Genomic DNA, 16,153 nt, shown 5'->3' on the forward strand with positions numbered 1-16,153 from the left:
GGGTTGTCAGGCCCTGAGGAATTACGCAACAATGGCGTTGTGAAAAACGTTGGCGAGGCTCCGCAGGAGGAACTCGCGGCCGGGATGCGCTCGGACCACTCCACGCGCAACCGGGTCGCGCGCTCCATCCTGGACCACGGCCCGTCCACCGTCGCCGACCTCGCCAAGCGCCTCGGCCTCACCCAGGCGGCCGTCCGCCGCCACCTCGACGCCCTCGCCCATGAGAACGTCGTGGAACCCCGCGAGCAGCGGGTCTACGGGGCCAGGACCCGGGGCCGGCCCGCCAAGGTCTTCGCGCTGACCGACTGTGGCCGCGACGCCTTCGACCAGTCGTACGACAAGCTGGCCGCGGACGCGCTCCGGTGGATCACCGAGCACCACGGCGAGGGCGCGGTCGTCGAGTTCGCCAGGGCGCGGATCGCCGCCCAGGCGGAGGCGTACAAGCGGGCCGTGGACGCCGCGCCGCCCGCGGAGCGCACCGAGGCCCTCGCGAAGGCATTGACCGCCGACGGGTACGCTGCCACGGCGCGCAGCGCACCGGTCGGCGAGCAGCTCTGCCAGCATCACTGCCCTGTCGCGCATGTCGCCGAGCAGTACCCGCAGCTGTGCGAGGCGGAGACGGAATTCTTCTCCACGCTGCTCGGCACGCATGTGCAGCGTCTCGCCACGATCGCCCACGGAGACGGCGTCTGCACGACGTTCATCCCGCGCAGTGGCACCAGCGGCGACAGCGACAGCACCACACGGACCACCACATCAGCATCAGCAAGCACGGCCGGGAGGAACCCCGCATGACGCTCCCCACGGAGACTGCCCACCCCGAACTCGAGGGTCTGGGCAACTACGAATACGGCTGGGCCGACTCCGACGCGGCCGGTGCCTCTGCCAAGCGCGGCATCAACGAGGACGTCGTCCGGGACATCTCGGCCAAGAAGTCCGAGCCGGAGTGGATGACCAAGCTCCGCCTCAAGGGCCTGCGCCTCTTCGACAAGAAGCCCATGCCGAACTGGGGCTCGGACCTGTCGGGCATCGACTTCGACAACATCAAGTACTTCGTGCGCTCCACGGAGAAGCAGGCGGAGTCCTGGGAGGACCTGCCCGAGGACATCAAGAACACGTACGACAAGCTCGGCATCCCCGAGGCGGAGAAGCAGCGCCTCGTCGCCGGTGTCGCCGCCCAGTACGAGTCCGAGGTCGTCTACCACCAGATCCGCGAGGACCTGGAGGAGCAGGGCGTCATCTTCCTGGACACCGACACGGCGCTGAAGGAGCACCCGGAGCTCTTCAAGGAGTACTTCGGAACCGTCATCCCCGTCGGTGACAACAAGTTCGCCTCGCTGAACACGGCCGTGTGGTCCGGCGGCTCGTTCATCTACGTCCCCAAGGGCGTGCACGTCGAGATCCCGCTCCAGGCCTACTTCCGCATCAACACGGAGAACATGGGCCAGTTCGAGCGGACGCTGATCATCGTCGACGAGGACGCCTACGTCCACTACGTCGAGGGCTGCACCGCGCCGATCTACAAGTCGGACTCGCTGCACTCCGCCGTCGTCGAGATCATCGTGAAGAAGGGCGGCCGCTGCCGCTACACGACGATCCAGAACTGGTCGAACAACGTCTACAACCTGGTCACCAAGCGCGCCGTGGCGTACGAGGGCGCGACCATGGAGTGGATCGACGGCAACATCGGCTCCAAGGTGACGATGAAGTACCCCGCCGTCTACCTCATGGGCGAGCACGCCAAGGGTGAGACGCTGTCCATCGCCTTCGCGGGCGAGGGCCAGCACCAGGACGCCGGCTCCAAGATGGTCCACATGGCGCCGAACACCTCCTCCAACATCGTCTCCAAGTCGGTGGCGCGCGGCGGCGGCCGCACCTCGTACCGCGGCCTCGTCGAGATCGGTGAGGGCGCGGCCGGATCGAAGTCGAACGTGCTCTGCGACGCGCTGCTCGTCGACACGATCTCCCGCTCCGACACCTACCCCTACGTCGACGTCCGCGAGGACGACGTGTCGATGGGTCACGAGGCGACGGTCTCCAAGGTCTCCGACGACCAGCTCTTCTACCTGATGAGCCGCGGCATGACGGAGTTCGAGGCCATGGCGATGATCGTGCGCGGCTTCGTCGAGCCGATCGCCAAGGAGCTGCCCATGGAGTACGCCCTGGAGCTGAACCGGCTGATCGAGCTGCAGATGGAGGGTTCGGTCGGTTAATTCCGGCGACCATCCTCCGCAGCGACTGACTTCTTACGCAGAGAGAGAGCACGACGACAGCCATGGCTGAGGCTCAGAATATCCCGGTGGGGAGCACCACCGCCGGATCGATCGCGGTGGCCGCCGAGTCCACCGTCGCCACCCGCATGAGCGCTCCCCCGTCCTACGACGTGGACAGCTTCCCGGTCCCGCACGGCCGCGAGGAGGAGTGGCGGTTCACGCCGCTGGAGCGGCTGCGCGGGCTGCACGACGGTACTGCGGTGGCGGACGGTGGCATCCGCGTCGAGGTGAGCGCCCCCGAGGGTGTCATCCAGGAGACCGTCGACCGGGACGACGCGCGCGTCGGCAAGGCGGGCAAGCCCGTCGACCGCGTCGCCGCCCAGGCGTACTCGTCCTTCGAGAAGGCCTCGGTCGTCACCGTCCCCAAGGAGACGGTCCTCACCGAGCCGATCCGGATCGCCGTGCACGGCGAGGGCGGCACCGCCTTCGCGCATCAGGTCATCGAGCTGGGCGCCTTCGCGGAGGCCCTCGTCGTCATCGACCACACCGGTGACGCCGTGCTCGCCGCCAACGTCGACTTCGTCGTCGGCGACGGCGCCAAGCTCACCGTCGTCTCCGTCCAGGACTGGGACGACAAGGCGGTGCACGTCGCCCAGCACAACGCGCTGGTCGGCCGCGACGCCTCCTTCAAGTCCGTCGTCGTCACCTTCGGCGGCGACCTGGTGCGCCTCCACCCGCGCGTCACCTACGCGGGCACCGGCGGCGAGGCCGAGCTCTTCGGCCTGTACGTCACCGACGCGGGCCAGCACCAGGAGCACCGCCTCCTGGTCGACCACAACACCCCGCACTGCAAGTCCAACGTCGTCTACAAGGGCGCGCTCCAGGGCGACGAGGCCCACGCGGTGTGGATCGGCGACGTCCTCATCGAGGCCGCCGCCGAGGGCACGGACACGTACGAGATGAACCGCAACCTCGTCCTCACCGACGGCGCGCGGGTCGACTCGGTGCCGAACCTCGAGATCGAGACCGGTGAGATCGTCGGCGCGGGCCACGCCTCTGCGACCGGCCGCTTCGACGACGAGCAGCTCTTCTACCTGCAGTCGCGCGGCATCACGGAAGAGGACGCCCGTCGCCTGGTCGTCCGCGGCTTCTTCGCCGAGCTGGTCCAGCAGATCGGCCTGCCCGACGTCGAGGAGCGCCTCCTCGCGAAGATCGAAGAGGAGCTGGAGGCGACCGTCGCATGACGTTTGACCAAGCTCGGTTCGTTCGGGTCTGTGGCCTCGGCGAGCTGGAGGAGGACACCCCCAAGCGGGTGGAGCTCGACGGCACGCCCGTCTCGGTCGTCCACACCCAGGGCGAGGTGTTCGCGATCAACGACATCTGCTCGCACGCGAACGTCTCCCTCTCCGAGGGCGAGGTGGAGGACTGCCAGATCGAGTGCTGGCTGCACGGCTCCGCCTTCGACCTCCGCACCGGCAAGCCGTCCGGTCTCCCCGCGACGCGCCCTGTCCCCGTATACCCCGTAAAGATCGAAGGGGACGATGTGCTCGTCTCCCTCTCCCAGGAGTCCTGAGGCACCCATGGCAACGCTTGAAATCAAGGACCTGCACGTCACCGTCGAGGCCGACAACTCCACCAAGGAGATCCTCAAGGGCGTCGATCTGACCGTGAAGCAGGGCGAGACCCACGCCATCATGGGCCCGAACGGCTCCGGCAAGTCGACGCTCGCCTACTCCATCGCCGGTCACCCCAAGTACACGATCACCAAGGGCACCGTCACCCTCGACGGCGAGGACGTCCTGGAGATGTCCGTCGACGAGCGCGCCCGTGCCGGCATGTTCCTCGCCATGCAGTACCCGGTCGAGGTCCCCGGCGTCTCGGTCTCCAACTTCCTGCGCACGTCGGCGACGGCGATCCGCGGCGAGGCCCCCAAGCTGCGCACCTGGGTGAAGGAGGTCAAGTCCGCGATGGAGCAGCTCCAGATGGACCCGGCCTTCGCCGAGCGCAACGTGAACGAGGGCTTCTCCGGCGGTGAGAAGAAGCGCCACGAGATCCTCCAGATGGAGCTCCTCAAGCCGAAGATCGCGATCCTCGACGAGACGGACTCCGGCCTGGACGTCGATGCCCTGCGCCAGGTCTCGGACGGCGTCAACCGCGTCCGCGAGACCGGCGAGGTCGGCACCCTGCTGATCACGCACTACACGCGCATCCTGCGCTACATCAAGCCCGACTTCGTGCACGTCTTCGCCAACGGCCGCATCGCCGAGTCCGGCGGCGCCGAGCTCGCCGACAAGCTGGAGGCCGAGGGCTACGAGGCCTACACGAAGGGCGGCGCATCCGCGTGACAGTGGCCCACCAGGGGCTTTCCGGCCTCCTCGACACCGAGGCGATCCGCAAGGACTTCCCGATCCTGGATCGCAGGATCCACGACGGCAAGAAGCTCGTGTACCTGGACAATGCGGCGACCTCGCAGACTCCGCGCCAGGTCCTCGACGTGCTGAACGAGTACTACGAGCAGCACAACGCCAACGTCCACCGCGGCGTGCACGTCCTCGCCGAGGAGGCCACCGCGCTGTACGAGGGCGCGCGTGACAAGGTCGCCGCGTTCATCAACGCGCCGAGCCGCGACGAGGTGATCTTCACCAAGAACGCCTCGGAGTCGCTCAACCTCGTGGCCAACATGCTGGGCTGGGCCGACGAGCCCTACCGCGTGGACCACGAGACCGAGATCGTCATCACGGAGATGGAGCACCACTCCAACATCGTTCCGTGGCAGCTGCTCTCGCAGCGCACGGGCGCGAAGCTGAAGTGGTTCGGCCTCACGGACGACGGCCGGCTCGACCTGTCCAACATCGACGAGATCATCACGGAGAAGACGAAGATCGTCTCCTTCGTCCTGGTCTCGAACATCCTGGGCACGCACAACCCCGTCGAGGCGATCGTCCGCCGTGCGCAGGAGGTCGGCGCGCTCGTCCTCATCGACGCCTCGCAGGCCGCCCCGCACATGCCGCTGGACGTGCAGGCGCTCCAGGCCGACTTCGTGGCCTTCACCGGCCACAAGATGTGCGGCCCGACGGGCATCGGCGTGCTGTGGGGACGGCAGGAGCTCCTGGAGGACCTCCCGCCCTTCCTCGGCGGCGGCGAGATGATCGAGACCGTGTCGATGAACTCGTCGACGTACGCTCCCGCGCCGCACAAGTTCGAGGCCGGCACGCCGCCGGTCTCCCAGGCCGTCGGCCTGGGCGCGGCCGTGGACTACCTCTCGGCCATCGGCATGGACAAGATCGCCGCGCACGAGCACGCGATCACCGAGTACGCGGTCAAGCGCCTCCTGGAGGTCCCCGACCTCCGCATCATCGGCCCGACGACGGCCGAGGAGCGCGGCGCCGCGATCTCCTTCACGCTCGGTGACATCCACCCGCACGACGTGGGCCAGGTCCTCGACGAGCAGGGCATCGCGGTCCGCGTCGGCCACCACTGCGCACGGCCCGTCTGCCTCCGCTACGGAATTCCTGCGACCACGCGAGCGTCGTTCTATCTGTACTCCACGCCCGGCGAGATCGACGCTCTCGTCGACGGCCTGGAGCACGTACGGAACTTCTTCGGCTGAGGGGCTGGCTGGGCAACGTGAAGCTGGATTCGATGTACCAGGAAGTCATCCTGGACCACTACAAGCACCCGCACGGGCGTGGTCTGCGCGATGGTGACGCCGAGGTGCACCACGTCAACCCGACGTGCGGCGACGAGATCACGCTGCGCGTGAAGTACGACGGGTCGACCATCGCCGACGTGTCGTACGAGGGGCAGGGCTGCTCCATCAGCCAGGCCAGCGCGTCCGTCCTGAACGACCTCCTGGTCGGCAAGGAGCTCGCGGAGGCGCAGAAGGTCCAGGAGGTCTTCCTGGAGCTGATGCAGTCCAAGGGCAAGCTGGAGCCGGACGACGCGATGGAGGAGATCCTGGAGGACGCGGTCGCGTTCGCCGGTGTCTCCAAGTACCCGGCGCGGGTGAAGTGCGCCCTGCTGAGCTGGATGGCCTGGAAGGACGCGACGGCCCAGGCGCTGGGAGAGACCGACGGGGCCGCTGAGAGGAAGACGGCATGAGCGAGAACGAGACACTCACGACGAAGCCCGCTTCGGAGGAAGAGGTCCGCGAGGCGCTGTACGACGTCGTCGACCCCGAGCTGGGCATCGACGTCGTCAACCTCGGCCTGATCTACGGCGTGCACATCGACGACGCGAACATCGCCACGATCGACATGACGCTGACGTCGGCGGCGTGCCCGCTGACGGACGTCATCGAGGACCAGGCGAAGTCCGCCACGGAGGGCATCGTCAACGAACTCAGGATCAACTGGGTCTGGATGCCGCCGTGGGGCCCGGACAAGATCACGGACGATGGCCGCGAGCAGCTTCGGGCGCTGGGGTTCAACGTCTGATCCCAGCTCCGAGCCACGGCTGACGCATCGGCCCCCCGCGCCTTCGGGCACGGGGGGCCGACGTGCGTCCGGCGTTACGTACGCTCGTACGCAACGATATGTACACTCGTACGCATGGGATACGCACTGCTGGCCGCGGCGATCGCTGCGGAGGTGGCCGGGACCACGGCCATGAAGTACAGCGAGGGGTTCAGCAAGCTGTGGCCCTCGCTCATCACCGTCGCCGGATATCTGCTCGCCTTCACGCTGCTCGCGCAGACCCTCAAGACGCTCTCCGTGGGGACCGCCTACGCCATCTGGGCGGGCATCGGCACGGCGGCCGTCGCGGCGATCGGGATGCTGTTCCTGGGGGAGCCGGCGGGGCTGCTCAAGATGAGTGGGATCGCGCTCGTGATCGCGGGCGTCGTCGTGCTCAATCTGGGCGGTGCGCACTGATGGTCCGCCGTTACGACCCCGAGCGCAGGCAGCGCATCATCGACGCGGCGATCCGCGTGGTCGCCGCGAAGGGGATCGGCGGGCTCAGCCACCGCTCGGTCGCCGCCGAGGCCGATGTGCCGCTGGGCTCGACCACGTACCACTTCAAGACGCTCGACGAGCTGATGGTGGCCGCGCTGCGGCAGACCAACGAGAGCTTCGCGAAGGTGGTGGACGCGGGCGGCGTGTTCGAGGACCCGGGGGCCGACATCGCGGGGGAGCTCGCCCGGCTGCTCGCCGAGTGGTTCGCGGGCGAGCGTGCGGGGCTTGAGCTGGAGTACGAGCTCTACCTCGCCGCGCTGCGCAGGCCCGCCCTGCGCCCGGTCGCCGCCGAGTGGTGCGCGGGGCTGGCCGAACTGCTGGAGCGGCGCACCGATCCGGTCACCGCCCGCGCCCTCGTCGCCCTGATGGACGGCATCTGCCTGCAAGTGCTGATCACCGGCGGCGAGTACGACGAGGGGTATACGCGGGAGGTGCTCAACCGGCTGCTGGTGTCAGGGACTTGACCGTCACCAGGGCCGCCTCCACGCTCGCCGTGATGTCGGTGACCGGATACTGCACGTCCCGCACCACCCGGTCGCGGTCCACCACCAGCGTCAGCCGCTTCATCCGGCTCACGCCCGCCGCGCGGAACGTCGGCAGGCGCAGCGCCGCCGTGAGCGCCAGGTCGGCGTCCGAGAGCAGCGGGAAACGCAGGCCCTCCTTCTCGGCGAACGCTCGCTGCTCGTCGGGGCGCTGGGAGGACACGCCGTGCACGGTCGCGCCCGCCGCGGTGAACTCCGCGAGCCGGTCGCGGTAGGTGCAGGACTCCAGCGTGCAGCCGCGCGCGCCGGGGATCTGCGACCAGCCGGGCGGGTAGGCCTCCTGCCGGGCGTACGCGCCGGGGAAGCAGTACAGGACGGTGCAGGGTGTGTCCGCGGCCACCGGGTCGAGCAATGCGCCCCCCCGGCCGGCCAGTTGGAGTTCCGGCACGCGCGTGCCGAGCAGCGCGTGGACCCGCTGCGCCTCCAGGGACGCCTCCGTCGCGGTCGCCATCGTCTCTCCCTCTCCGAGGATCCAGGTGTCGCCCCAGTCCTGGAGGGCGACAAGAACGGGCAGCAGCGCGCGGCCGCGCGGCGTCAGGCGGTACTCGTGGCGCACCGGGCGGTCCTGGTAGGGGACACGGGCGAGTACGCCCGCGTCGACCAGGAGCCGCAGCCGCTCGGTCAGCACCTTGCGGGACAGGCCCAGTTCGCGCTGGAGCGCGTCGAAGCGGTGGACCCCGCGCGCCGCGTCGCGCACGATCAGCAGGGTCCACCAGTCGCCCACGACGTCCAGGGCCTGCGCGATGGCGCAGTGATCGTCGTCGAGCCGGGTCCGTTGCGCCATGGCCGCCATCCTGACATAGTCCGTTCCCAAAAGGAACTGACTCGGGCGTGGGCCTGGGCCGATGGGGGTGGCATGGTGCGGGGTAAGCGCGGTCGACAGCGGGAGCGGACGCCGGGACAAGGGCTGCGGGACGTGCCGAGGACCGTGTGGCTGCTCGCCGCCGGCCAGTTCTTCAACATGGTCGTCGCCTTCACCTTCGTCTACTTCTTCGTCTACCTCACCGACGAGCGCGGCCTCTCCGCCGCCGTGGCCGGTCTGATCAGCGGCATCGGCGGCGCGGGGATGGTCGCGGGCAACTTCACCGGCGGCTGGTTCGGCGACCGGTTCGGCCACCGCCGCGTGCTCCTCACCGGTTCCCTGATCAGCGGCGCGGGCGTACTCGCGCTGCCCGTCCTGCCCGCCGCGCTGCTGTACGTGGTGCCGGCCGTCGGCCAGTACGCGGGCGGCTGCGTGCGCGCCGCCAACGGCGCCCTCGTCGCCGTCACCGTGCCCGAGGGCGCGCGCCGCCAGGGCTTCGCCGTGATGCGCTTCGCGGCCAACGCGGGCTTCACCGTCGGACCCCCGCTGGGCGCGCTGCTCATCGCCCACACCTCGTACACCTCGCTCTTCGTCGTCGACGGAATCGGCACGCTCGTCTTCGCCGCGTACGCCTGGCGGGTGCTGCCGTCGCACGGCGCGTCGCGCGGGCAGGCGGCCGGGACCGTCGGCCCGGAGCAGGGCGTCCGCGCCGCCCTGCGCGAGCGCCCCACCGTCCTCGTCCTGCTCGCCGCGATCCTCGTCACCGACCTCGTCTACCGCCAGCAGTACTCGACGCTCCCCGTCGACCTCGACCGGCACGGCCTCGGCACCGGCGTCTACGGCTGGCTCCTGGCGATCAACGGCGGCGTCATCCTCCTCCTCGAACTCCCCGCCACCCTCGCGCTGCGCGGTCGCGCGCCGCTGCGGATCATCGGGGCCGGGCTGCTGCTCGTCGGCGCGGGCTACGCCGTGCTCGCCCTCGGCACCGGGACCGCCACCGCCGTGGCCATGATGCTGCTGCTCACCGCGGGCGAGATCCTCTACAAGACACCGGCCACCGCGTACGTCGCCGACCACGCGCCCGCGCACGCGCAGGGCCGCTTCCAGAGCCTGTACTCGGGCGTCTCCGTCAGCGGCGTCGTGCTGTCGGCCCCGCTCGGCGGCGCGCTGTACACCGCGGCGCCGGGGCTGCTGTGGCCGCTCTGCGCGGCGCTCGCGGGAGCGGCGGGGTGCGTGGTCCTCGCGGCGGGGCGGGGCGGGGGCCGCGAAAGGTCCGCCGCCGTCGCCGCGGGCGGCGCCACCGGCAGCCCGCACCCTGAGACCGGTTCGCCCGCGCGCCGCACCTCCGGTTAGGTTTCACCCATGACCGACACGCATGCTTCCCGCACCACCGGCGCCGTCGCCGCAGGCCTCGCCACCGTCACCGCCGACGGCACCGTTCTCGACACCTGGTTCCCCGCGCCCGAGCTCACCGCAGAGCCGGGCCCCGCGGGCAGCGAGCGGCTGACCGCCGAGCGCGCCGTGGAACTGCTCGGCGACGGCGCCGCCAAGGCGATGGGCCCGGACGCCCGCCGCGGCGTGGAGGTCATCGCCGTGCGTACGGTCATCGCGTCCCTCGACGACAAGCCGCTGGACGCCCACGACGTCTACCTGCGCCTGCACCTGCTCAGCCACCGCCTGGTGCGCCCGCACGGCGTGAACCTGGACGGCCAGTTCGCCTTCCTCGCCAACGTCGCGTGGACCTCGCTCGGTCCGGTCGCCGTCGACGACCTGGAGAAGGTGCGGCTCAACGCCCGCGCCGAGGGCCTGCACCTCGCCGTGACGTCCGTCGACAAGTTCCCGCGCATGACGGACTACGTCGCGCCCAAGGGCGTCCGCATCGCCGACGCCGACCGGGTCCGGCTCGGCGCGCACCTCGCCGAGGGCACCACGGTCATGCACGAGGGCTTCGTGAACTTCAACGCGGGCACGCTCGGCACCTCCATGGTCGAGGGCCGCATCTCCGCCGGTGTCGTCGTCGGCGACGGCTCGGACATCGGCGGCGGCGCCTCCACGATGGGCACGCTGTCCGGCGGCGGCAACGTCCGCATCGTCATCGGCGAGCGCTGCCTGATCGGCGCCGAGGCGGGCGTCGGCATCGCGCTGGGCGACGAGTGCGTCGTCGAGGCCGGTCTGTACGTCACCGCGGGCACCCGCGTGACGATGCCCGACGGACAGATCGTCAAGGCCCGCGAGCTCTCCGGCGCCTCGAACATCCTCTTCCGCCGCAACTCGGTCACCGGCGCCGTCGAGGCCCGCCCGAACAACGCGGTGTGGGGCGGCCTGAACGACGTGCTGCACAGCCACAACTGACGTACGCCACAGGGGGAGCGACATGAACAGAACGGGTGCACGGGCCCTGGCCCTCGGTGCCGTCGCGGCGCTCGGCCTGGCCGCCGGGTGCGGGCAGAGCGCGGGTCAGCCACGGGACGACGTCCGAAGCGCCGCGCAGGTGGTGAGCCGGGCGGCGACCGGCGACCACAGCCATCCGCTGGGGAGGAGCGACATCCCCTGGAGCGGCAGCCCGAGCCCGTTCGACGCTCAGGTCAAGCTCGCCGACAAGCGTCGCGTGGCCATGTACTACCTGCGGGGCAAGGGGCTCTACGTGCAGGACTACAGTCCCCGCGCCAAGGGGTGGTCCAAGCCCGCCGCGGTGTACCGCACCAAGGCCGACGCCTGCCAGGGCATCACCCTCAAGGCCAAGGACGGCACCGTCGCGGCCTTCGGCGACTTCGGTCCGTACTGCGCGGACGGCGAGCCGCCGACCGAGTCGGTCGCCGCGGTGTCCTTCGGACCGCTGACGAAGTGGGCGAAGCACCTCACGACGGACTTCGACGGCTGGGAGAAGATCGTCATCGCACCCGGAGGCAAGAAGACCACCTTCAGCGGGGGCGGAGAGACGCTTCGCTGGACCAGGGCGGCGGGCTTCCCGGCCGGAGCCTGAGACGCCCGCTCGCCACTCGAAAGGAGCGGGCGCCCCACGTGGGGCGACCGCTCCTTTTCTGCGCGCACAGATTTTTCGCGCACAGCTTTTCTCCGCACACAGGCATAGCGTCAGGCTCCCGGACCCGTCCACATCCATGCGGGAGGGCAACAGGCCCACCAGGGAGCGAAGGTGACGATGAATGCCGATGAGCAGAACAGCTTCCGGGAGTTCGTGGCGACCAGATCGTCGGCGCTGCTGAGGACCGCCGTGCCGCTCTGCGGGGGCGACCGGCACGCGGGGGAGGACCTGCTGCAGAACGCCCTGGTCAAGGCGGCCGGGCGGTGGCAGCGGATCGACGAACCGGAGGCGTACGTACGCCGGATCTGATCACCGCACCGCCGCCCGCGTCTCCTCGTAGGCGGCGAGCAGCCCGTCGGTCGCCTCGCGGCCGGCGGGCAGCAGCGGTGCCCGCACCGGACCCGCGGGCAGCCCGAGGGCGCCGAGCAGGGCCTTCGCCGTGACCGTGCCGGGCAGGCCCGACGCCATCATCGCCTCGATCAGCGGTGTCGCGGCCAGTTGCAGCCGGCGCGCACCCGCCGTGTCACCGGCGTCGAACGCGTCGAAGACCGCCCGCGGCAGGCCGGGGAGCACGTTGGCCACCGTGCTGACGCAGCCGGCGCCGCCCACCGCGTACAGCGCCAAATTGAACTCGTCGCAGCCCGCGTAGTACGCCGACTCCGTCCGGGACATGACCTTCTGACTGCCGAGGACGTCGTACGCGCAGTCCTTCACGCCGACGATCCGCGGATGGTCCGCCAGCCGCAGCACGGTGTCCGTCGCGATACGGGTGCCGGTGCGACCCGGGATGTCGTAGAGCAGGACCGGCAGCCCGCAGGCGTCCGCGACCGTGCGGAAGTGCGCCTCGACGGCGTCCTGCGGCGGGAGGCTGTAGTACGGCGTCACCACCAGCAAACCGTGGGCGCCCGCCTTCTCGGCCCGCAGGGCCAGCTCGACGGTGTGCCGGGTGTCGTTGCTGCCGACGCCCGCGACGACGGACGCCCGGTCGCCGACCGCGTCGGCGACGGCCCGCACGAGCGCCGCCTTCTCGTCGTCGGAGGTGGTCGGCGACTCGCCGGTCGTGCCGGACAGGACGAGCCCTTCGCAGCCTCCGGACACCAGGTGGTCGGCGAGGCGCTGGGCGCCGTCGAGGTCGAGGCGGCCCTCGGCAGTGAAAGGCGTGATCATCGCGCAGAGGGTGCGGCCGAAGGGTGCGGCCGACGCGGCGGTTCCGGAGGTCATGCGGACAGTCTGGGCACCCCGACTCTGAAGCTCCACTTAATTCTTCTACGAGGTAATGGAAAGAAGGCCTACGAGGTTGCTCGGTTCACCCGAGATCAGCGGGGATAGCGCGGCCCCGCCCGGGTACCCGGGCCTCCCAGAAGGAGGGAGGCGAAACTGTGACCGGAACCATGGGCGAGCAGCCGACACGCGAACATGAGCGGCACTCGGTGGGAGAGCTCGTCGAGCAGGCCACCGCGCAGATTTCGGAACTCGTACGCCAGGAAATGCGGCTGGCCGCCCAGGAGATGGCGGAGAAGGGCAAACGGGCGGGACGCGGCGGAGGGCTCCTCGGAGCGGCCGGCGCGGTCTCGTACGTCGGACTCATGGCGCTGTCGGCCACGGCGGCCGCGGCCCTCTCCCTGGTGCTGCCCGTATGGGCCGCGGCCCTGATCGTCACCGGCGTGCTCTTCGCCGTGGCGGCGGTGCTCGCGGTGCTGGGACGCGGTCAACTGGCCCGCGCGGTACCGCCCGTGCCGCAGCGGGCGATGGACAGCGTCAAGGCGGATGTCGAGGAGATCAAGGGAAGGGCGCACCGATGACGAAGACGCCGGAGCAACCGGAGAACACGGGCGTGAAGGGGCCGGACGAACTGCGCCGGCAGATCGAGGACACCCGAGGCCGTCTCGGCGTGACCGTCGAGGAACTGGCGGCGAAGGCGGACGTGAAGGCCCGCGCCCGGGAGCGGGCAGCAGCGGTGAAGGAACAGGTACGAGGGACGGCGGCACAGGTGAAGGACAAGGTGACGGAACAGGCGGCGCGCGCCAAGGACAAGGCGGCCGACGAGGCGGAGCACGCCAGGAGCGTGACGGCCGAAGGCACGGCGCGCGTGAAGGACAAGGCGGCGGCCGGCGCGGTCCGGGCGAAGGACAAGGCGGCCGAGAGCGCCGAGCGGGCCAAGGGAGCCGTGCTCGACGGCAAGGCGCGCGCGGAGCAGCACCCCGCGGTGGTCCAGGCCGAGGAGAAGGTGGCCGAGGCCGCGCGCCGGGTGCAGGACGGTGCGCCCGAGCCGGTGCGGGCCGCCGCGAGCGGTATCGCGAGGATCGGCGGCCGCCACCCGCGCGCGTTCGCCGCGGCCGGGGCGGGCGTCCTGGTCGCCTGCGTGCTGCTGCGCCGCAAGCGGGCGGGGCGCCGATGAACGGGGCACAGGTGCTCTACAAGCCGCTCGGTCTGGCCTTCGGCATGCTGGGCGGCGTGGCCGCGAGCGCGCTGTTCAACCGCACCTGGAAGGCGGTGGCGGGCGAGGACGACGCACCGGACGCGCACGACGAGGAACGCGCCTGGGGCGAGATCCTCGCCGCCGCCGCGTTGCAGGGCGCGATCTTCGCCGTCGTCAGGGCCGCCGTCGACCGCGGCGGCGCGGTCGGCGTGCGGCGTCTGACGGGCCGCTGGCCGGGCTGACACCGGTGCCCGTCTGGCATGATCGCCCCGGGCGCCGACAGGCCGGACGGACACAGAGGCTTGAACCTTGATGAACAGCGACAACAGCAGCAACAGCGACCGCAGTGGCAGCAGCGGAAGCAAGAACAACAGCAGGAACAACAGCAAGAGCAGTGACAGCGACGGCGACGCCACCGCGGAGCGGCGCGTCGCGCTGGTGACCGGATCCTCCTCCGGGATCGGCGCCGCCATCGCCCGCCGCCTCGCCGCGGCGGGCGTTCGCGTGGTGGTCAACTCCGCCCGGTCGGTGGAGGCGGGCGAGAAGCTGGCGGCCGAACTGCCTGACGCCGTCTACGTCCGGGCGAGCGTCGCCGACGAGGCCGACGCCGCGCGGCTGGTGCAGAGCGCCGTCGACACGTACGGCCGACTGGACATCCTGGTCAACTGCGCCGGTGCCACCCGGTTCATCGACCACGACGACCTCGCGGCCGCCGGCCCCGACGTGTGGCGTGAGCTGTACGACGTCAACGTCATCGGCGTCTGGCAGACCATCACGGCGGCCGTCCCGCACCTGCGGGCGAGCGGGGCGGGCAGCATCGTCAACATCTCCTCGCAGGCGGGCGTGCGGCCGGACGGCAGCTCGATCCCGTACGCGGTCAGCAAGGCCGCCGTGAACCACATGACGAAGCTGCTCGCCAAGACGCTCGGCCCGGCCGTCCGGGTCAACGCGGTGGCGCCCGGCATGATCGACACCCCCTGGTTCGACGGTGTCGAGGGCATCGAGGCCACCATGGAGGCGGTCGCGGGCCGCCTCCCGCTGGGCCGGGTGGGCCGCCCGGAGGACATCGCGGAGGCGGTGGCCGACCTGGCCGACTCCTCGTACATCACCGGGGCGGTCCTGCTCGTGGACGGCGGCGGCCACCTGCTGTGACGTGGCGGCGATGACGGCGCGAAACCGCGCGGGGGTTGACCTCAACCTTGGTTGATGTCGCATCGTCGGTCGTGTCCCGCCGGGCCCCGGCCCGGCGGGCGCACCGACATCGACCGAGACGGACGGACCGCCATGCCCACGACCGCGACCCACAGCACCGGAACCCTCCCCGACCCGGCCCGGCAGGACGGGGACCTCACCTTCATCAGCACCTGGAGCACCGGTTCGCCCGAGCGGCAACGGGCCACCCTGGACGCCATCGCGAAGGCCTGGGAGAGCCGCCCCTGGCCCCATGAGGGACTGCTCTCCTACACGGTGTACGCGGGCGCCGACGGATCGACCGTCCTGCACCGCTCGCAGTGGCGCGACGACTCCGCCTACCAGGACTTCTTCGCCAACTCCGGGAACGGCAGGGACGCCAGGAACACCGACATCGACGCGGCCGTGCCGGGCATCGAGCGCCTCGGCCTGAACAAGACGCGCCTGTACCGCAGTTGGACCGAAGGACGCGACGACAGCGACGGCAGCGACGGCAGCGACCGCGAGGGGCACGACTCCGGCGCGCTCGCGATCGTGGTCGTGCAGGTCGACTTCGAAGGGCCCGACGAGGACCGGCAGCGCGCCTGGGCCGACGGGGTGATCGAGGCCCTGGACACCGACCCGGCGGGGAAGCCGGGGCTGCGCTCCGCCCACTTCCACGTCAGCATCGACGGCAGGCGGGTCCTCAACTACGCCGAGTGGGAGAGCGAGCAGGCCCACATCGACGCGCTCGCCGCGGCGGGCGAGGGCATCGGCTCGCCCACGCCCCAGTGGCGCCGGGTGCGCGACTTCCCCGGCGTCGTGGGGGACGGAGCGGTCGCCCGGTACCGGTTCGCGTACGGCTTCGTACCGAGCAAGGCGTAAATTCCCGGCGCCGTCCCGCCGACGGCTCCACCCGCCTGGACAGCGGTTGGGGTCGGCGGGACGGTGGAGCCATGCTGGACGTGACCGTTGCCCCGCACCCTTACCCGCACCCGCCTCTTCCACCCGC

At 70.7% G+C, this 16,153-nt stretch carries 19 protein-coding genes and 2 pseudogenes; 19 read left to right on the forward strand and 2 right to left on the reverse strand.

What is annotated here, in order from left to right; genetic code table 11:
* Positions 1-39 precede the first annotated feature (39 nt).
* The 10 genes and pseudogenes from ACFVYR_RS34605 to ACFVYR_RS34650 all read left to right on the forward strand — a co-directional run bounded on the left by ACFVYR_RS34605 (position 40) and on the right by ACFVYR_RS34650 (position 7,629).
* Positions 40-795: a helix-turn-helix transcriptional regulator gene (locus ACFVYR_RS34605; RefSeq protein ID WP_384260984.1), complete on the forward strand. Its 756-nt coding sequence runs from the start codon at positions 40-42 to the stop codon at positions 793-795.
* The gene (gene sufB, locus ACFVYR_RS34610; RefSeq protein WP_223773968.1) at positions 792-2,213 is read left to right on the forward strand and encodes a Fe-S cluster assembly protein SufB; all 1,422 of its coding nucleotides are present in this window, start codon (positions 792-794) and stop codon (positions 2,211-2,213) included. The genes ACFVYR_RS34605 and sufB overlap by 4 nt, the downstream gene beginning before the upstream one ends.
* 62 nt (positions 2,214-2,275) lie before the next feature.
* On the forward strand, positions 2,276-3,457 hold the full coding sequence (gene sufD, locus ACFVYR_RS34615; protein ID WP_384260987.1) for a Fe-S cluster assembly protein SufD: 1,182 nt from the start codon (positions 2,276-2,278) through the stop codon (positions 3,455-3,457).
* Entirely contained in the window at positions 3,454-3,786 is a 333-nt protein-coding gene (locus ACFVYR_RS34620) for a bifunctional 3-phenylpropionate/cinnamic acid dioxygenase ferredoxin subunit (protein WP_384260990.1), read from the forward strand. Before sufD ends, ACFVYR_RS34620 begins: the two co-directional genes overlap by 4 nt.
* A gap of 7 nt (positions 3,787-3,793) precedes the next feature.
* Positions 3,794-4,558, forward strand: a complete 765-nt coding sequence (sufC, locus tag ACFVYR_RS34625; RefSeq protein ID WP_365145094.1) for a Fe-S cluster assembly ATPase SufC — start codon at positions 3,794-3,796, stop codon at positions 4,556-4,558.
* The gene (locus ACFVYR_RS34630; protein WP_384260993.1) at positions 4,555-5,823 is read left to right on the forward strand and encodes a cysteine desulfurase; all 1,269 of its coding nucleotides are present in this window, start codon (positions 4,555-4,557) and stop codon (positions 5,821-5,823) included. Before sufC ends, ACFVYR_RS34630 begins: the two co-directional genes overlap by 4 nt.
* Before the next feature lie 17 nt (positions 5,824-5,840).
* Positions 5,841-6,314 carry a Fe-S cluster assembly sulfur transfer protein SufU gene (sufU, locus tag ACFVYR_RS34635; protein WP_384260995.1) on the forward strand — a complete coding sequence of 158 codons (474 nt, stop codon included), beginning with the start codon at positions 5,841-5,843 and terminating at the stop codon, positions 6,312-6,314.
* Positions 6,311-6,649: a metal-sulfur cluster assembly factor gene (locus ACFVYR_RS34640; protein ID WP_030358830.1), complete on the forward strand. Its 339-nt coding sequence runs from the start codon at positions 6,311-6,313 to the stop codon at positions 6,647-6,649. Before sufU ends, ACFVYR_RS34640 begins: the two co-directional genes overlap by 4 nt.
* Positions 6,650-6,724: 75 nt before the next feature.
* Positions 6,725-7,084: pseudogene (locus ACFVYR_RS34645) on the forward strand (DMT family transporter); the annotation flags it as partial.
* Complete coding sequence (locus ACFVYR_RS34650) at positions 7,084-7,629, forward strand: TetR/AcrR family transcriptional regulator (RefSeq protein WP_384260999.1); 546 nt, start codon at positions 7,084-7,086, stop codon at positions 7,627-7,629. The pseudogene ACFVYR_RS34645 and the gene ACFVYR_RS34650, both read left to right, overlap by 1 nt.
* On the opposite strand, the gene ACFVYR_RS34655 is transcribed toward ACFVYR_RS34650, so the two are convergent.
* A complete protein-coding gene (locus ACFVYR_RS34655) occupies positions 7,601-8,491 on the reverse strand; it encodes a winged helix-turn-helix transcriptional regulator (RefSeq protein WP_384261002.1) in 891 nt (296 codons plus the stop codon). The genes ACFVYR_RS34650 and ACFVYR_RS34655 overlap by 29 nt on opposite strands.
* A 72-nt stretch (positions 8,492-8,563) precedes the next feature.
* On the opposite strand from ACFVYR_RS34655, the gene ACFVYR_RS34660 reads away from it, so the two are divergent.
* The 4 genes and pseudogenes from ACFVYR_RS34660 to ACFVYR_RS34675 all read left to right on the forward strand — a co-directional run.
* The gene (locus ACFVYR_RS34660; RefSeq protein WP_384261004.1) at positions 8,564-9,862 is read left to right on the forward strand and encodes an MFS transporter; all 1,299 of its coding nucleotides are present in this window, start codon (positions 8,564-8,566) and stop codon (positions 9,860-9,862) included.
* Between the two features lie 9 nt (positions 9,863-9,871).
* The gene (gene dapD, locus ACFVYR_RS34665; RefSeq protein ID WP_384261007.1) at positions 9,872-10,861 is read left to right on the forward strand and encodes a 2,3,4,5-tetrahydropyridine-2,6-dicarboxylate N-succinyltransferase; all 990 of its coding nucleotides are present in this window, start codon (positions 9,872-9,874) and stop codon (positions 10,859-10,861) included.
* Positions 10,862-10,883: 22 nt separating this feature from the next.
* Positions 10,884-11,492 (forward strand): hypothetical protein, encoded by a 609-nt coding sequence (locus ACFVYR_RS34670; protein WP_384261009.1) that lies wholly within the window; start codon positions 10,884-10,886, stop codon positions 11,490-11,492.
* Positions 11,493-11,669: 177 nt separating this feature from the next.
* A pseudogene (locus ACFVYR_RS34675) lies at positions 11,670-11,858 on the forward strand (SigE family RNA polymerase sigma factor); the annotation flags it as partial.
* A gap of 3 nt (positions 11,859-11,861) precedes the next feature.
* Here the strand turns inward: ACFVYR_RS34675 and dapA are convergent.
* Positions 11,862-12,773 carry a 4-hydroxy-tetrahydrodipicolinate synthase gene (gene dapA / locus ACFVYR_RS34680; protein ID WP_384261012.1) on the reverse strand — a complete coding sequence of 304 codons (912 nt, stop codon included), beginning with the start codon at positions 12,771-12,773 and terminating at the stop codon, positions 11,862-11,864.
* Between the two features lie 158 nt (positions 12,774-12,931).
* Between dapA and ACFVYR_RS34685 the strand changes: the two genes are divergently transcribed.
* The 5 genes from ACFVYR_RS34685 (at position 12,932) to ACFVYR_RS34705 (ending at position 16,026) form a co-directional block, all read left to right on the forward strand.
* Positions 12,932-13,354 carry a phage holin family protein gene (locus ACFVYR_RS34685; protein WP_384261014.1) on the forward strand — a complete coding sequence of 141 codons (423 nt, stop codon included), beginning with the start codon at positions 12,932-12,934 and terminating at the stop codon, positions 13,352-13,354.
* On the forward strand, positions 13,351-13,950 hold the full coding sequence (locus tag ACFVYR_RS34690) for a DUF3618 domain-containing protein (RefSeq protein WP_384261015.1): 600 nt from the start codon (positions 13,351-13,353) through the stop codon (positions 13,948-13,950). Before ACFVYR_RS34685 ends, ACFVYR_RS34690 begins: the two co-directional genes overlap by 4 nt.
* Complete coding sequence (locus tag ACFVYR_RS34695; RefSeq protein ID WP_384261017.1) at positions 13,947-14,213, forward strand: DUF4235 domain-containing protein; 267 nt, start codon at positions 13,947-13,949, stop codon at positions 14,211-14,213. Before ACFVYR_RS34690 ends, ACFVYR_RS34695 begins: the two co-directional genes overlap by 4 nt.
* 70 nt (positions 14,214-14,283) lie before the next feature.
* Positions 14,284-15,123 (forward strand): SDR family NAD(P)-dependent oxidoreductase, encoded by an 840-nt coding sequence (locus ACFVYR_RS34700; protein ID WP_384261020.1) that lies wholly within the window; start codon positions 14,284-14,286, stop codon positions 15,121-15,123.
* 132 nt (positions 15,124-15,255) lie between these two features.
* A complete protein-coding gene (locus ACFVYR_RS34705; RefSeq protein ID WP_384261022.1) occupies positions 15,256-16,026 on the forward strand; it encodes an antibiotic biosynthesis monooxygenase in 771 nt (256 codons plus the stop codon).
* Positions 16,027-16,153: the final 127 nt, after the last annotated feature.

It is taken from the genome of Streptomyces sp. NPDC058284 (assembly GCF_042881135.1).
Lineage (GTDB): Bacteria > Actinomycetota > Actinomycetes > Streptomycetales > Streptomycetaceae > Streptomyces.

Excerpts from the sequence above, each read along its gene's own strand:
- sufB (WP_223773968.1), top strand. The coding sequence starts at position 792 with ATGACGCTCCCCACGGAGACTGCCCACCCCGAACTCGAGGGTCTGGGC.
- sufD (WP_384260987.1), top strand. The coding sequence starts at position 2,276 with ATGGCTGAGGCTCAGAATATCCCGGTGGGGAGCACCACCGCCGGATCG.
- sufC (WP_365145094.1), top strand. The coding sequence starts at position 3,794 with ATGGCAACGCTTGAAATCAAGGACCTGCACGTCACCGTCGAGGCCGAC.
- ACFVYR_RS34690 (WP_384261015.1), top strand. The coding sequence starts at position 13,351 with ATGACGAAGACGCCGGAGCAACCGGAGAACACGGGCGTGAAGGGGCCG.
- ACFVYR_RS34700 (WP_384261020.1), top strand. The coding sequence starts at position 14,284 with ATGAACAGCGACAACAGCAGCAACAGCGACCGCAGTGGCAGCAGCGGA.
- ACFVYR_RS34670 (WP_384261009.1), top strand. The coding sequence starts at position 10,884 with ATGAACAGAACGGGTGCACGGGCCCTGGCCCTCGGTGCCGTCGCGGCG.
- ACFVYR_RS34650 (WP_384260999.1), top strand. The coding sequence starts at position 7,084 with ATGGTCCGCCGTTACGACCCCGAGCGCAGGCAGCGCATCATCGACGCG.
- ACFVYR_RS34655 (WP_384261002.1), bottom strand. The coding sequence starts at position 8,491 with ATGGCGCAACGGACCCGGCTCGACGACGATCACTGCGCCATCGCGCAG.
- ACFVYR_RS34640 (WP_030358830.1), top strand. The coding sequence starts at position 6,311 with ATGAGCGAGAACGAGACACTCACGACGAAGCCCGCTTCGGAGGAAGAG.
- ACFVYR_RS34695 (WP_384261017.1), top strand. The coding sequence starts at position 13,947 with ATGAACGGGGCACAGGTGCTCTACAAGCCGCTCGGTCTGGCCTTCGGC.
- ACFVYR_RS34660 (WP_384261004.1), top strand. The coding sequence starts at position 8,564 with ATGGTGCGGGGTAAGCGCGGTCGACAGCGGGAGCGGACGCCGGGACAA.
- dapD (WP_384261007.1), top strand. The coding sequence starts at position 9,872 with ATGACCGACACGCATGCTTCCCGCACCACCGGCGCCGTCGCCGCAGGC.
- ACFVYR_RS34620 (WP_384260990.1), top strand. The coding sequence starts at position 3,454 with ATGACGTTTGACCAAGCTCGGTTCGTTCGGGTCTGTGGCCTCGGCGAG.
- ACFVYR_RS34705 (WP_384261022.1), top strand. The coding sequence starts at position 15,256 with ATGCCCACGACCGCGACCCACAGCACCGGAACCCTCCCCGACCCGGCC.
- dapA (WP_384261012.1), bottom strand. The coding sequence starts at position 12,773 with ATGACCTCCGGAACCGCCGCGTCGGCCGCACCCTTCGGCCGCACCCTC.